Source organism: Caulobacter hibisci (assembly GCF_016135805.1).
GTDB classification, from domain to species: Bacteria; Pseudomonadota; Alphaproteobacteria; order Caulobacterales; family Caulobacteraceae; genus Caulobacter; species Caulobacter hibisci.
The window spans coordinates 97,401-111,283 of record NZ_JADWOX010000011.1 but is presented as its reverse complement, the minus strand read 5'-3'; the positions used below and the strand labels follow the sequence as shown (position 1 = coordinate 111,283).

General features: G+C 69.6%; 16 protein-coding genes and 1 pseudogene. 15 read left to right on the top strand and 2 right to left on the bottom strand.

Going from position 1 to position 13,883, the window contains the following annotated elements; all coding sequences use genetic code 11:
* The first annotated feature begins 51 nt into the window (after positions 1-51).
* The 12 genes from I4Q42_RS16055 (at position 52) to I4Q42_RS16005 (ending at position 7,526) form a co-directional block, all read left to right on the top strand.
* A complete protein-coding gene (locus I4Q42_RS16055; RefSeq protein WP_198577092.1) occupies positions 52-420 on the top strand; it encodes a DUF736 domain-containing protein in 369 nt (122 codons plus the stop codon).
* Between the two features lie 99 nt (positions 421-519).
* The gene (locus tag I4Q42_RS16050; RefSeq protein WP_198577091.1) at positions 520-786 is read left to right on the top strand and encodes a DNA -binding domain-containing protein; all 267 of its coding nucleotides are present in this window, start codon (positions 520-522) and stop codon (positions 784-786) included.
* Positions 787-892: 106 nt separating this feature from the next.
* Positions 893-1,093 (top strand): transcriptional regulator domain-containing protein, encoded by a 201-nt coding sequence (locus I4Q42_RS26135; RefSeq protein ID WP_232793196.1) that lies wholly within the window; start codon positions 893-895, stop codon positions 1,091-1,093.
* Positions 996-1,604: a DUF2285 domain-containing protein gene (locus tag I4Q42_RS16045; protein ID WP_332873096.1), complete on the top strand. Its 609-nt coding sequence runs from the start codon at positions 996-998 to the stop codon at positions 1,602-1,604. The genes I4Q42_RS26135 and I4Q42_RS16045 overlap by 98 nt, the downstream gene beginning before the upstream one ends.
* Before the next feature lie 163 nt (positions 1,605-1,767).
* Complete coding sequence (locus tag I4Q42_RS16040; protein ID WP_198577090.1) at positions 1,768-2,028, top strand: helix-turn-helix transcriptional regulator; 261 nt, start codon at positions 1,768-1,770, stop codon at positions 2,026-2,028.
* A 2-nt stretch (positions 2,029-2,030) separates the two neighbouring features.
* Positions 2,031-3,149 (top strand): replication initiator protein A, encoded by a 1,119-nt coding sequence (locus I4Q42_RS16035; protein ID WP_198577089.1) that lies wholly within the window; start codon positions 2,031-2,033, stop codon positions 3,147-3,149.
* Positions 3,146-3,781, top strand: a complete 636-nt coding sequence (parA, locus tag I4Q42_RS16030; protein ID WP_198577088.1) for a ParA family partition ATPase — start codon at positions 3,146-3,148, stop codon at positions 3,779-3,781. The genes I4Q42_RS16035 and parA overlap by 4 nt, the downstream gene beginning before the upstream one ends.
* Positions 3,778-4,026: a hypothetical protein gene (locus I4Q42_RS16025; RefSeq protein WP_198577087.1), complete on the top strand. Its 249-nt coding sequence runs from the start codon at positions 3,778-3,780 to the stop codon at positions 4,024-4,026. The genes parA and I4Q42_RS16025 overlap by 4 nt, the downstream gene beginning before the upstream one ends.
* Positions 4,023-4,508 carry a DUF2840 domain-containing protein gene (locus tag I4Q42_RS16020; RefSeq protein WP_198577086.1) on the top strand — a complete coding sequence of 162 codons (486 nt, stop codon included), beginning with the start codon at positions 4,023-4,025 and terminating at the stop codon, positions 4,506-4,508. The genes I4Q42_RS16025 and I4Q42_RS16020 overlap by 4 nt, the downstream gene beginning before the upstream one ends.
* Positions 4,509-4,516: 8 nt before the next feature.
* Positions 4,517-5,038, top strand: a complete 522-nt coding sequence (locus I4Q42_RS16015) for a S26 family signal peptidase (RefSeq protein WP_198577085.1) — start codon at positions 4,517-4,519, stop codon at positions 5,036-5,038.
* Positions 5,035-5,631: a lytic transglycosylase domain-containing protein gene (locus tag I4Q42_RS16010; RefSeq protein ID WP_198577084.1), complete on the top strand. Its 597-nt coding sequence runs from the start codon at positions 5,035-5,037 to the stop codon at positions 5,629-5,631. The genes I4Q42_RS16015 and I4Q42_RS16010 overlap by 4 nt, the downstream gene beginning before the upstream one ends.
* Positions 5,632-5,726: 95 nt before the next feature.
* Positions 5,727-7,526 carry a relaxase/mobilization nuclease domain-containing protein gene (locus I4Q42_RS16005; protein ID WP_232793195.1) on the top strand — a complete coding sequence of 600 codons (1,800 nt, stop codon included), beginning with the start codon at positions 5,727-5,729 and terminating at the stop codon, positions 7,524-7,526.
* Here I4Q42_RS16005 and I4Q42_RS16000 read toward each other — a convergent pair.
* On the bottom strand, positions 7,521-8,048 hold the full coding sequence (locus I4Q42_RS16000) for a hypothetical protein (protein ID WP_198577083.1): 528 nt from the start codon (positions 8,046-8,048) through the stop codon (positions 7,521-7,523). The genes I4Q42_RS16005 and I4Q42_RS16000 overlap by 6 nt on opposite strands.
* A gap of 321 nt (positions 8,049-8,369) precedes the next feature.
* Here I4Q42_RS16000 and I4Q42_RS15995 point away from each other — a divergent pair, with 321 nt between their 5' ends.
* The 3 genes from I4Q42_RS15995 to I4Q42_RS26130 all read left to right on the top strand — a co-directional run bounded on the left by I4Q42_RS15995 (position 8,370) and on the right by I4Q42_RS26130 (position 11,888).
* Positions 8,370-9,002: a GntR family transcriptional regulator gene (locus tag I4Q42_RS15995; RefSeq protein ID WP_198577082.1), complete on the top strand. Its 633-nt coding sequence runs from the start codon at positions 8,370-8,372 to the stop codon at positions 9,000-9,002.
* Between the two features lie 479 nt (positions 9,003-9,481).
* On the top strand, positions 9,482-10,105 hold the full coding sequence (locus tag I4Q42_RS15990) for a lasso peptide biosynthesis B2 protein (protein WP_198577081.1): 624 nt from the start codon (positions 9,482-9,484) through the stop codon (positions 10,103-10,105).
* A 1-nt stretch (position 10,106) separates the two neighbouring features.
* The gene (locus I4Q42_RS26130; protein WP_232793194.1) at positions 10,107-11,888 is read left to right on the top strand and encodes an asparagine synthase-related protein; all 1,782 of its coding nucleotides are present in this window, start codon (positions 10,107-10,109) and stop codon (positions 11,886-11,888) included.
* 33 nt (positions 11,889-11,921) lie between these two features.
* On the opposite strand, the pseudogene I4Q42_RS26505 reads toward I4Q42_RS26130, so the two are convergent.
* A pseudogene (locus I4Q42_RS26505) lies at positions 11,922-12,398 on the bottom strand (alpha/beta hydrolase family protein); the annotation flags it as partial.
* Positions 12,399-13,883 lie beyond the last annotated feature (1,485 nt).

The following is a 13,883-nucleotide window of genomic DNA, read 5'->3' as shown; positions in this document are numbered from 1 at the left end:
TTCCCCCTAGCCGCCATACGCGCCGCCGTCACTCTTGCCAGAGGACAGCTCATGACAACGATCGGCACGTTCCGACGCGACGGCGACGACTTCGTCGGCCGCGTCTCCACCCTGATGATCGACGCCACGGTCCGCCTGACCGCCACCCCCAAGGTCTCTCCGAGCGCGCCGGTCTTTCGCGCCTTCACCGGCGAGGCCGAGTGCGGGGCGGCCTGGCGTCCGACCGATGCGGCCAGCGGCGCGGTGCTCAACGTCAAGCTGGACGATCCCACCTGGGCCGAGCCGATCCACGCCCGGCTGATGGCCGGCGAGGAGACCTATCCGCTGGTCTGGATCCGCCGCCAGGAGGAACGCCCCAAGGAGGAACGCCCCAAGGACACCGCCGCCCCCGAGCCCAAACCCCGCGCCGCGCCAAGCTAGGGTGGCGATGCCGCCAGCGCATCACCCGATGCACGCTCAGCGTATGCCGCCGCCGTCAAATCCCGCTATGGTCGAAGCTGGCCGATGGTGGGAGGCCCGATGCAGAGCGGCGATCTACGCGAGACCCCAATCGGCGACCCTGAGGTCACCGACTACGACCGCGCCCACCTGCCAGACTATCTGCGCTTGCTGGACGCCGACGCCGCCCACGCCGACTGGCGCGAGGCGGCGTCCGTCATTCTGGGCCTCGACATCGCGGCCGATCCGGCGCGCGCCCAACGGATCCACCAGGTCCACCTGGACCGGGCGCGGTGGATGAGCACGTGCGGCTATCGCCAACTGGTCGGGACCAAGCCTTCGAAGTGATGCCGCCGCGGCATCGCCCGAGCGCGACACAGCGCCTTGGAAAGCCTGGGTCTCACGGAAAGACAATCGCCCACTCAATCTAAAGTGAGCTTTGTCGGAGCACCTCATGTCGCCAGACGCGTCTCGGTGGCGATCAGCCCAAGCCTACGACTATGTCGATGAGCTGTCCGCCGCCGATTTGGCCTGGGAGTATCTTCGCCGCAATCCCGATTATCAGAGCGACTTCCAGGCTCCGCGCCAAGCGAGCGGCCAGAGCGATTGGCCCGCGCGCTGGGGGCTGCGATTTCCCCGTCGATCCTTCGCTTGACGGCGCCAGCGCGCAGGTCTGGTGGCGGGCCGAGGTCGACGCCGACCTGCTGCTGCTGGTCGCCTCCCCCTTATCCGAACCCAGCTGGCTGACGGCCGGGGACCTGCCCGACAGGCGGCTGATCCAGGGCCAGGGACGGCGAGCGATCCGCCTGTCGCTCCTGGCCGAAAGCAGCGAGGCGGCCACGCCCCTGGCGGCGGCCATCCCCCTTGACGATCATCTGCCGCGCCGTCTGGCGGCGCTCTCCCGGCTATGGCGGCAAAGGCGCGGCCAGCCGGCCGAGGAAGACGTCATAACCGTCCAACGCCGCCAGCGGCTGAAGGCCATGCTGCGCGCCTGGGACGCCCGCCAGGGCGGCGCGCCCTATCGCGCCATCGCCTCGGGCCTCTACGGCTCCGAACGGGTGGCGGCCGCGCCCTGGAAGACCTCCTCCCTGCGCGATGCGACCCTGCGCCTGGTGCGTGACGCCGAAGGCATGGTCGGCGGCGGCTACCACGCTCTGCTCGCCTGAAGCCGGGGCGCGGCTCGGCTCGGCTCGGCTCGGCTCGGCTGAAGGGGGGTGCGAAAACCGCCTCCCCGCCTTCGCACTCCCCCCTGAGGCGAGCCCTTCGCCAGCCTTCCCAGGTCCGCGCCCGGCCATCCTGGCCCGCGCCGCCCAACCTGGGAGACCGCCAATGTCCTCGTCGCCCCAAGCCGGCACGCCACGCTTCATCCGCACCCAGCAGGCCGCCCTGTTCCTGGGCCTGTCCCACCGCACCCTGGAGAAACACCGCACCTTCGGCACCGGCCCAGCCTACCGCAAGCTCGGCGGGCGCGTGGTCTACGCTCTTGAGGACCTGCAGGCCTGGGCCGACCGCGGCGCCAAGATCTCCACCACCGATCCGGGGGTCGGGAACGTGTTGCCGGCCAAGCGCCACGCGGCGGGCGCGGCCTGAGCATGGCCAAGCCCCCCAAGTTCGATATCGCAGCGGCCCCGCGCCTGGACCCCTTCGTGGTGGCGGCCGGCGACGCCAGCCCCCGCGACCAGCGCGACCTGATGGAGCGCCCGTTCTTCTCGCTGTCGAAGACGCCGCGGGCCAAGCCGATCCTCTACCGGGCCGGCGACGTCCAGGTGGAGGTCCATGCCCTGCCCGAGCACGGCATGGCGACGATCTGGGACGCCGACGTCCTGATCTGGGCCGCCTCGCAGATCGTCGACGCCGAGAACGGGGGCCTGCGCACCTCTCGGCGCCTGCGCTTTACGCCCTACCAGCTGCTCACCGCCATCGGCCGGGCCACCGGCGCCACCGAATATCGCCTGTTCAAGGCCGCCCTGCGCCGCCTGCAGTCGACCGTGGTGGCCACCACCATCCGCCAGGGCGAGCATTGGCGGCGCCAGCAGTTTTCCTGGATCGCCGAGTGGGAAGAGCGCGGGAGCGCCGGCGGCCGGGTCGAGGGCGTCGAGGTCGTCTTGGCCGACTGGTTCTATCGCGGCGTCGTCGATCGCTCTCTCGTCCTGACCATCGACCCGCTCTACTTCCGTCTGACCGGCGGCATCGAGCGCTGGCTCTACCGGGTCGCCCGCAAGCACGCCGGCCACCAACCCGGCGGCTGGATCTTCGAGCTGTCGCACCTGCACCAGAAGTCCGGCAGCCTGGCGCGCCCCTCCGACTTCGCCCTAGACATCCGTCGCATCGTCGCGCGCCAGCCTCTGCCCGGCTACCACCTGGCCATGGATCGCGCCCGCGGCGTTGAGCGTCTGCGGATCGTGCCGCTCAACGCCGTCATCGCCTTGGGCGCGCCGCCCGCCCGGGCGCCCCGGCGATCGCCAGGCGCCCCTATGGCCAGTGCTGTGGCCAGCCCTGTGGCCGCCCCTGTGGACAGGTCTGTGGAGGGGGTCGTGACATCGGGCGCGGGGACTATCGGGAGATCAGGCGCGGGCGACACGGGAGATCAGGCGCAACCGCCCGCCGCAAAGCCTTGCCCCGCAGGCCTTGGCGCGCCTGCTAACTTGGACTCTAACCCAGACTCTAACTTCCTAGTAGGTCCGCGCGCCTTGCGGGGACGAGCGTCATGATCATCGCCTTCCTCAATCAGAAGGGCGGCGTGGGCAAGACGACCCTGGCCCTCAACCTGGCCGGTCGATGGGCCGCGCAAGGCCGGCGCGTGACGCTGCTCGACGCCGACCCCCAGGCCTCCGCGCTCGACTGGGCCCAGGCCCGCAGCCACGCCGGCCTGCCGCGCGCCTTCGGCGTGGTCGGCCTGCCGCGCGAGACCCTCCACCTGGAAGCGCCCGAGATGGCGCGCGGCGCCGATCACGTGATCATCGACGGCCCGCCCCGGGTCGCGCCGCTGCTGCGCTCGGCCCTGCTCGCCGCCGACCTGGTGCTGGCCCCCGTACAGCCCTCCCCGCTTGATGGCTGGGCCTCGGCCGAAATGTTGCGGCTGATCGACGAGGCCAGGGTCTATCGGCCCGACCTGCGCGCCCGCTTCGTCCTCAATCGCTGCGCGGCCCGCACCATCATCGCCCGCGAGACGGCCCAAGCCCTCGAGCAGCAGGACATCGGCGCCCTGCGCCAGCGGGTAGGCCAGCGGGTGGTGTTCGCCACGGCCATGCAGGCCGGGCGCCTCGCCGCCGAGCTTGAGCCCCTGGGCGCGGCCGCCGCGGAGATCGCCGGCCTCGCGGCCGAACTGGAGGCCCTGGCATGAGCGGCAAGCCCTTCGCTGCGCGGCCGGCCGGCGCCGAGGCCTGGGTCCGCGAGGCCGCGCCGGCGCAGAAGCGGGCCGACGCCTTCACCGCCCGCCTGACCATCGACGTCACCCCTGCCTGCCGGGGGCGCATCAAGATGGCCGCCTTCGCGCGCGGACTGACCGTCGCCGAGATGATCCGCGATCTCTTCGACCAGACTTATCCGGCGCCGGCCGCCGACCAGGGCGGGGAGGCGCCGCGATGAGCGGGCCGACCGTCGGGGTCGAGATAGACCTGACCTGGTGGGAGGGCCGCATCGAGCAGTGGATCCGGTTCGGAGCCGCCATCGGCGAGACGCGCCTTGACCGCCGTCGCCGAACGCTCGCCTTCGCTCCGGGATCAGTGCTGTGCCTGGTGCGCTGGGCGGCGGGTCCCTATGGCACCATCCGCTCGGAACTGGACATCCTGCGCGCGCCGGCGGCCGGCGAGGCCTACACGACAAGGCCTTGCGTGCGTCCCGGCGCCGAATGCCTGGCCCTGGTGCGCGGCTGGCCCAAGGTCCAGCAGGCGTTGGCCGCCATTGATCGGATCGAGGCGGCCGGCGGCGCCCCCGTCGAGACCGCGCCCGACTATTGGCGCCATCTGCACAACCGGCTGGCCGCGGGCCTTGCCCCGCGCGACTACGGCGCCCAGCGCCATCACGCCTTCGTCCTTCGCAAGGCCCTGGATCGGGGGATCGAACCGTGAGGCGCCTGGTGCTCGCTCTGAGCGTCGGCGCCGGCTTGGCCTTGTCTTGGCGCCCTTCGCCGCCGCGGCTGATGTGGAACACCACCGCCAGCGTCCCGGTGGGGCTCTACCGGCTCGATCGCGCCAACGCTCCCCAGCCCGGCGATCTGGTGGCCGTCCGTCCAGCGCCCGCAATCGCCGACCTGCTGGCGGCCCGCGGTTGGCTGCCCGCCGGCGTGCCGCTCCTGAAGCCGATCGCCGCAGGGCCAGGCCAGAACGTCTGCCGGCAAGGTCCGGTGGTGATGATCGACGGCTTGGAGGTCGCGCGGGCGGCGATCGTCGACCGGGTCAATCGTCCCCTCCCCGTCTGGCGCGGCTGCCTGAGGCTGCGCCCCAATGAAGTCTTCCTACTTTCGGCGGAGGCGGGCAGCTTCGATGGACGCTACATGGGCGCCACGCCCGCCTCGCAGATCCTGGCGGTCGCAAGGCCGGTTTTGACCTCATCGCCGGTTCGCCCCCAGCTGGCGCGCGACGAGGAGCCTGGGCGATGAAGCCGGCCCTCCACGCGCTCCTCTTGGCCGTCCTCGTCGGCTCGATCGCGCCGGCGGCGAAGGCTCAAGACCGACGCCATGTGCAGACGAGCGCGGCCAGGTTCGGGCTCTCCGAAGACCTGATCGTCGCGGTCATCGCCGCCGAGAGCGCCGGGGATCCTCGCGCCGTGTCCCCGGCCGGCGCCATGGGTCTGATGCAGCTGATGCCGGCGACCTGGGCCGAGCTTCGCGCGCGACTAGGCCTTGGCGATGATCCGTTCGATCCCCGCGACAACGTCACGGCAGGCTCCGCCTATCTACGTGAGCTTCTCGATCGCTACGGCGCGCCGGGGTTCCTGGCCGCCTACAACGCAGGACCCCGTCGCTACGAGCAGAGCCTGGCCGGTCGCCCCTTGCCGGCGGAAACCCGGGCCTACGTCCAGCGACTGACCGGTGGTGGCCTAGCCCCGCCCAGGCTCGCCGATTGGCGCGCAGCAGGCCTGTTCGCCTCGCCCTGGCCCGCCGACCTGGGATCTCGGCCTGGCTATGAGACACCGGTGCGCTTGGACCGCGGCGATCGGCCTGAGCAATCTTCTCACGAGGGCGATCGATAGATGGCGAGGGGAAGCGTAGAGCTGCGAAATTCCGGTCGATGGCCAGATAAAAGCAGCGCCGTCGGTGGTTCGCCAATCCCTTGCAGGGCTTGGGTTTGCAGCGCCATCGCTGCTGCGTCGCCGCCGTCGCCAAGGGCGATTTCCCCAAGCTTTTCAAAGCCGCCGCCGCCAGCGGTGCGCCGGTGAGCGAATTCGACGACGAATTCCTCCTGCGCCCTGGCCGGGTGGGTCATGACCGCAAGGTCGGGACAAGCTTCCTTGGGGCGGTGCGCAAGGCGACCTTGCGCGCCGCCGACGCCGGCATCGGGCGGCGCGGATCGGGCGCTCGCCAGGGCCGAGGCGCGGCGCGCGGACGCTGCACCGGGCCTGGCGCGCGCCGGGTGATCGTCAAGGCCCGCATCGTCCGCCACGCCGGCGCGCGCTATCGCGCAGCGCCCTTGAGCCGCCACATCGCCTATCTCGAGCGCGAGGGTGTCACCCGCGACGGCGCTCCTGCCAAGATGTTCGACGCCCGCGGCGAGCAGGCGCAGGTCGCCGCTTTCGCCGACCGCTGCGAGGACGACCGTCACCACTTTCGTTTCATCGTCTCACCCGAGGACGCTGGCGAGCTGACCGATCTTCGCGCCTACGCCCGCGATCTGATGGGCCAGATGGAAAGCGACCTGGGCACGCGGCTCGATTGGGTCGGCATCGATCACTGGAACACCGACAACCCCCACGTCCACGTCCTGGTGCGCGGCAAGGCCGATAACGGGCGCGACCTGGTCATCGCCGGCGACTACGTCGCAAGCGGCCTTCGCTCCCGAGCCGAGCATCTGGCGACCCTCGAACTCGGTCCCCGCACCCAGCGGCAGATCGAGGCCGCGCTCGACGCCGAGGTCGGGGCCGAGCGCTGGACGGGTCTTGATCGCACCCTGTCGCGCGCGGCGGCCGGACGGGAACTCTCTCTCCCGGACCTGCCGGGCCAAGACGCTCAGCGGCTGCGTCTGGTCGGCCGGCTGCAGCATCTGGAGAAGCTGGGCCTGGCCCAAACGACGGGAGCGGCGCGGTGGCGGCTGTCGGACGACCTTGAGCCGCGCCTGCGGGACCTGTCGACCCGGGGCGACATCATCAAGACGATGCACAAGGCCATGGCCCGCGATGGCGGGCGCGTCGATCCCGCCCGTTTCACGCTCGACGCCGATCGCGCCGGAACGCCCGTCGTCGGCCGCCTCGTGGAGCGCGGCCTGCATGACGAACTGGCGGGCACGGCCTACGTCGTCATCGACGGCATGGATGGGCGCCAGCACCATGTCGTCGTCTCGGACCTGGCCGCGAGTTCCGACGCCAGCCCCGGCGCCATCGTCGAGATTCGGGCCGGAGAGGCGGGCAAGGCGCGAGCGGGCCCGAGCCTGGTCGTGCGCAGCGATCTGACCCTCGAGGCCCAGGTCGGCGCTCGTGGCGCGACCTGGCTTGATCGACAGCTGGTGGCAGGCGGCGCAGGCGCCGGCGTCGGCGGGTTTGGCGGACAGGTCGCCGCCGCCGCGGACCAGCGCGCCGAGGTCCTGGTCGAGCGGGGCTTGGCCCAGCGACGGGCGGGCCGCATCGTCCTGGCGGTGCGGCTGCTGGAACGCCTCGAAGCCGCGGATTTGGCCGCGGCGAGCGAAACACTGGCGCGTAGCACCGGTCTTGCGCCGCGCGCCGGACAGACGGGAGAGCGCCTGTCAGGGACCTTTCAACGCCGGCTCGATCTGGCCTCGGGCCGTTTCGCCATGCTGGACGACGGGCTCGGTTTCCAGCTGGTGAGATGGTCCCCCAGCCTCGAGGGTCGGCTTGGCCAGCAGGTGTCGGGCAAGCTGATGCCCGGGCGGCGGGTCGACTGGACCTTCGGGCGCGATCGCGGGCTTGGCCTATGACGGCTCATCATCAGGATCGCGCGGATCGGCCGAGCCGTCCGGTTCGAACGGCTCGTCTCCCCGCCCGGTCCGTCCAAGGCGGGCGAGCCAGTCGTCTTTGGCCGACTTGGCCTGCAAAGCCTTGGCGGAGAGATCCTTGAACATGGCGCGATAGCAGGAGACGAGCTCGGTCGTATCCAGGTGCGCGATCGCATCGCCCGTCTCTTCGACGAACTCCTCCAACGTCATGGCGAACGCCAGCATGGCCTTGTTGTGGGCCACCCAGGCGGCGAACTGTGGCTGACCGATCTGGACCGCGGCGGCGACCCCAAGCGGATCGCAGTCGATGGCCGCGCCGAAGTTCATAACGTGCTTGACGCTGAGCGCCCCACCGCCGGCTTCGAAGTTCTGATAGCCGCGCACGGAAAGCCCGAGCGCGTCGGCTAACGCTTCGGTCTTGGCGGGCCGGATCTTGCGCACGGCCCGCAGCGCGTCGGACAGCAGCTTGGCGCGCGCCCTGTCGTCCGAGTCCCTACTGCTCATCCAAACCACGCATACACATCTACCCTAGGTGTAGCAGCGGTTTTGCGCTTGGCGATAGTCGCCAAACCGCTGGGCGGCGCCGATATACAGGCGCCCATTTTCCGCGCGGGCGTTAGTCGCAGCTGTCGCCAGCGACGTCAAAGAATAATACATCAATCAACAGGCGCATATTTTCTGCGCCATCGCGCATTTACATTGCGCTTAGTAGCAACTTTTCGAAACTTTAGCCTAGTTGTGAAACTTTCACATGGCGAGTATTCATTTTGCCATGGCGTGCCATAGCGATGTTCTGGCGTGCGCTCGCGTACACCGGAGCTCTTCATGCCCCTCAACTCGCCAGTCCACGGGAAAGACCCGTTCACCGCGGCCTTGGATTCCTTGCGTCAGGCTCTGCGGGACGGGCGCTTTGCGCTTGGAGAGCCGCTGACAATCACGGCGCTCGCGCACGATCTGCGCCTTTCGGCGACACCTATCCGGGAGGCGCTGTCACGGCTGGCCGGCGAAGGCCTGATCGAAGATCGCCGCGGCCGGGGCTACTTCACGCGTCGCCTGGACGTGGCCGATCTTACGGAACTCTATGGCCTGCGCAGGCTGTACCTGGTCGAGGCCCTTCACGCGCGGCCCGCGAGCGCGGCGCTATCGCCGCCGGGTGAGGTCGACGCTCTGACGCCGGCCGAACGCGCGGCGCAAATCCTCGACTGGGTGGCGGCCAGCGCTGGAAACCGATCCCTCTTCGAGGTCTACCGCCGCGTCTGCGACCGTCTCGCACCGGCCATCGAGGTCGAAGCATTGCTTCTGGAGGGCGATCGGGAGCTGGCCGCGCTGGAGACCGCGACCGCCGCTGGGCCCGCCGCGATGGTCGAGACCCTGAACCAGATCCACCTGCGTCGGCGCGACCTGGCCCCCGAGATCATCCGGGCGATGAGGGCGCGCGCGAATATCTCCACCTTATAGGGCCAATATAGTTTCAATGCACAGCCCTGGGTCGCTCGATGAGACGCCGCAACTTTGCGGCGTCTAGCAAGGAGAGCGTCATGTCCACGACCCGCAAGCACCGCCTCGTGCGCATCGGTTCGGCCAAGCGCCTGACCCGGGGCGACGGCGACCAGAGCTTCGAGATCAACCTGCAGCCCAAGCAGGTGACCGGCTGAAGGCCGCAGCGCCGGCGCGCTCGCGTCGGCGCACCTTTACCATCCACAGGCGGCCGCGCCAGCACCGCCTAGAACCAGGAGCGCGCCATGACCAAGGGCCGCAAAGTCCTGATCGTCCGCGTCGGGTCGGCCAAGCGCCTGACCCGTGGTGGCGAGGACCACAGCGTCGAGCTGAACATGCAGCCGCAACGAGCGGCGGGCTGAGCTCTGGGCGGCGGGCGTCTTAGCCGAGGTCCCGCCGCCTTTCAGGCAGTACGATTTTACGGATTTACGCCAATGTGGTTGGCCCCTGACGTCCACGCCGCGAAACTGGGACAGGACGTCGTCCTCCTTGACGCCGACGGCGGGAGCTACTTCTGCCTTGCTGGCGGCGCCGCGTCTTTCGACGCCGTTCCGCCGTGGCGTCTGAACGATGCGGACCTGGCGCATGAACTGCTCGAGGCTGGCTTGGCCTCGCCCTACGAGCGCGCCGTCGAACCGCTCCCTGAACGCGCCGTCCACGATCTGGCCTGCCCGCCCGCCGCCTTGAGCGGACGCATCGTTGGCGATGGCGCCAAGGCCTACGGCGTGGCGCTTCGACACTATTATCGTCGCCGTTTCCGCCAGATTCTGGCCTACGCGCGCTCGGCACGGCGGACCCCGACGCCGTGCGAGGCTTGCCCGGACCTAGCCAGAGCCGTCGCCGCCTTTCGCCTTCTGCTGCCGCTGGCGCCGTTCCCTGGCCTCTGCTTCTTCCGCTCCTTCCTGCTCCTGGCCTTTCTGCGCCAAGCGGGACTGGAGGCCACCTGGATGTTCGGGGTCAAGACCTGGTCCTTCGAGGCCCATTGCTGGCTTCAGGTCGGCGACACGGTCCTGGACGATCGCGCCGAGCGTCTGGTGCTCTACACGCCGATCCTGGCGGTCTGACATGCGCGACTATGTGCTGCTCACCTGGAGAGCCGCCGATGGCGATGCGAGCGCGCGAGCTCAACGGGCCGCCGCCGAACTGACCGCATCGCAGTGGACGCTCGCCCATGACCGCCCCGGCCTGGCGCTTTGGCTGCCAAACCGGCGCCCACCCAAGGTCCACCTTTCGGCCGACGGCCGGCTTGTGCTCATCGGCGACTATTTCGGACGACCACCGCAAGCGGCGGCGCAGCCGCTTGCAGCCGCCCGCCACCTCATCGATGGAGGCTGGGGCGGCTACATCGCGGTCTTCACCTCTCCAGAGCAGCCGGCGCAAGCCATACTGCGCGATCCGTCCGGCGCGATGGATGCGCTTACCTGGCGCGCCGAAGGCCTGCGGGTGATTGCGTCGGACTATGGCTCAGCCCTGCGGGCGGTCGCGCCCGTTCAGCTGTCGGTCGATTGGAACCTCCTCGGCGCCAGCCTGGTCGAGCGTCTGCATTTGGCCGGCCAGACACCCTTGATCGGCGTCACCGCGGTCACGCCCGGCGCTTTCAGATCCCTCGATGCAGCTGGTGGGGAAAGGCTTCTATGGCGGCCGAGCGTTTTCGTCAGAACCGGCGCCGACGCCCCAGAGCACGCGCCTCAGACCCTCGCCAGCGCCATCGACGGCGTCGTCACCGCACTCGCCAGCGCTGAGGGTCCGGCAATCGCGGAGATATCTGGCGGTCTCGACTCCTCAATCGTCGCGGCCGCCCTTCAGCGAACCAACCCCGCCAAGATCAAGGCGTGGATCAACTACTATGTCGAGGACGACGGCGGCGACGAGCGCGCCTACGCTCGAGCGGCGGCCGCTCATCTTGATCTATCGCTTACCGAGGTCCCCAAGCCGCAAGCCGGTGTCGATCTGGCGGGCTTGGCCCAGGCCGGGGCGAGCGCCAGGCCAAGCTTTCGTCTCGTCGACGCCGACTACGACCGCGATCTGGCGACTCGCTGCGCTCAAGTCGGCGCGGACCAGATCTTTACCGGCCTAGGCGGCGACAGCGTCTTCATGCAGGGCGGTAGCCCAAGGCTGGCCGGCGACCTGTTTCGCGGCCAGCCGCCCTGGCGCTGGCGCCTTTCAACGCTGCACACGGTCGCCGCCAACGCCAAGACCTCGATATGGCGCGTCATCCGGCTCGGGCTTCTGGACGCGGCGCGGGTGCGTCAAGCCAGACCAGCGCCGCCCGCCTGGCTAGGCGAACGCGCCCTCGCCGCCCATCGGGCCCAGGCCGCCCCCCTATGGCTCGATGACGCCCACCGCTGCAGCTTCACCAAGCGCTCCCAGGTCGAGGGCCTGGCGCGCACGCTGTTGGTGACCGGCCGGTCGGCGCGCTCGGACCACGCCACCGTGGTCAACCCGCTGCTGTCCCAACCGGTGATGGAGGCAGGCCTGGCGACGCCTTCCCTGATCCTGACCGCGAACGGCGATGATCGCGCCTTCGCCCGCGCGGCCTTTGCTGACCGCTTGGCGCCGAAGGTGCGCGATCGACGCTCCAAGGGCGACCTCAGTCGCCACTATGGCCTGGCCCTCGCCCAGTCCGCGCCGCAGCTGCGCGAGCTGCTCCTCGACGGCGCTTTGGCCAAGGCCGGGCTCCTAAGGTTGGACGCCGTCGAGGCGATGCTCGCGCCCGAGCATCTGATTTGGAGCGATCCTTATCGTGACATCATCGCGATGGTCGTCCTTGAGCTTTGGGCCCGTGCTTGGATCGAGCGCTTGGCCGGGCGAGGCGGGAGCGCCGAACGCCGCGCCAAGAAAGCCTAGCCCCTCGTCATACAGGCGACGCACGTTGGCGGGGGACAGAACGACATGGCCCTCCCCCCAGAAGGTAACCAGCTTGGCGTCCTTGCCCTGACGATACAGCGCCGAGAACATTTCTTCGCTCTGTGTTGAGCTGAAGAGGTCCTGCTCCCCGGTCAGCAGGAGCACCGGCGCGGTGACGCGGGCAGCCTGCAGGTAGGGGCTATTTTTGATATAGCGTTCCGGCGCGACCCAAGGCGGCGCGCCAACCTTCATCTGGCCGGTTTCAAGGTAACCCATGCCGGCCGTGAACGAGAACCCGCCCTCTGGTCGCGTGCGAACGGCCGCGCCACGGATCTGGCCCCAGGCGCTGAACTGGTCGGCGATCGCGGCCGAGGCGATGACCGCCTTGAAGCGAGACGACTGGGCGGCTGCGGCCAGGACGGCGTACCCCCCGAAGCTGTGCCCCCACAGAGCGACCTTCGTCCCGTCGACCAGGCCCATCCGGTCTGCAGCATCCACCGCGCTCAACATTCCCGCGGCCAGCCCCTCGCTGGGATCGTCCGATCGGCTCGACGGCAGGTCGGGATAGAGTACGGCGTAGCCTTGGCTGGCGATCAGCTGGGCCGAGATCGAGGTGATCGCGAGGCCGGGCCGCAGATCGGCGGGCGGCCTGGTCGCCGAGAAGCCTGCCCTGCCTGGATAGGGGACCACGACCACGGGCGGGCGATCACCCGGTCGCCAGTTCGGCGGCAGCAGCACCCAGCTGGTGACAGCCTTTCCGCCGACGCCCGGATGAGGGATCGCGCGAACCGGATTCACATCAAGCACCGCAAATTGCGGATTGAGGGTTGCGACGAGCGTTCGCCGGCCATCCCGTTCGACAAACAGGCGCACCACGCCCTGGGCGTCGCGGTCGTTGATGATCCGCCCGCCATTGGCGGCGACCATGATCAGGCCGCTGGTCGTCGGACCCAGGTCCTTCAGCTTTCCGTTTTCGAGTCTCACGATGCGGCCGCGGCTCTGTCCGACGATGCCCGTCGCCTGCGCTATTCGGACGAGGCCGTCGGCCATCGCCTGTGGCGGCGTGTTAGTAAGGGCCGTGAAATCGGAAGTTAGCAGCTTGGCCGCGTGTCTCGGCACGGCGCTGAGCAGCTGTCCCTCCGCCAGCGCCACGAGGCCTTGTTTCGACGTCAGAAGCCGATCGGCGCCGGCCAGGGGCCCGGGCAAGGTCTCACCGCCGGCGTCAAGGCGCCGCCACCGGGCTTCCTGGCCGGACATGAAGCTGCCCCAGCCAATGGGGCGGGATTCGACCCAACCGGCGTGAGGGATCTCGAACCCCTCATTGGTCTGGCCCGGGGTCGGCTGGAAGGCGTCCAGCCAATGGAGGCTCGCCTTCTCCGCGGGGCTCGGCGTCACCACGATCAAGCGTCCCTGGCTGACGCTCTGCCCAGGCTTGCGCGCCTGGATCAGAAGTCTCTCGTCGGTCGGCGACCAGGCCAGCAGAAACGGCGCCAGATCGCACTCGACGCAAGGACGCAAGACCGCGCCCGTCGTCAGATCGGCGATCATGAGGTTACGTCGCCGCATGGCCGTGCCGCCGAACACGACGTCGCCTGCGCCAGGCTGGATGTCGGCGCCCTCTTCGACCACGGCGACATAGCGACCGCCGCTCGACACCGAGAGATAGAGGAGATCACCTCTGGCCAGGACGGACTTATCGCCAGTCCTCAGCCTGATGTGGACGAGCTCGGCGGGCACGGCCTGGCCACCCCGGCTCAGGAAGCGCCCTGACCCGATCGTCGTCGCGCTAAGCTGCCCCTCGGCAGTCGCGCGCCAGCGCTCGCCCAGGGTGGCGAGCGGCTCGGAGCCGCGCCGGAGGAGCAGGTGAGGTTGGCCCGGCGAACGCGCGATGAGGACCAACTCGTCGTCCGTAAGCCAGGCGGCCGTGCGGCCCAGCACAGCGATATCGGCGCCGACGCCCAGCCAGGTCACCTTTCGGCTGGATAGGTCGAGCAC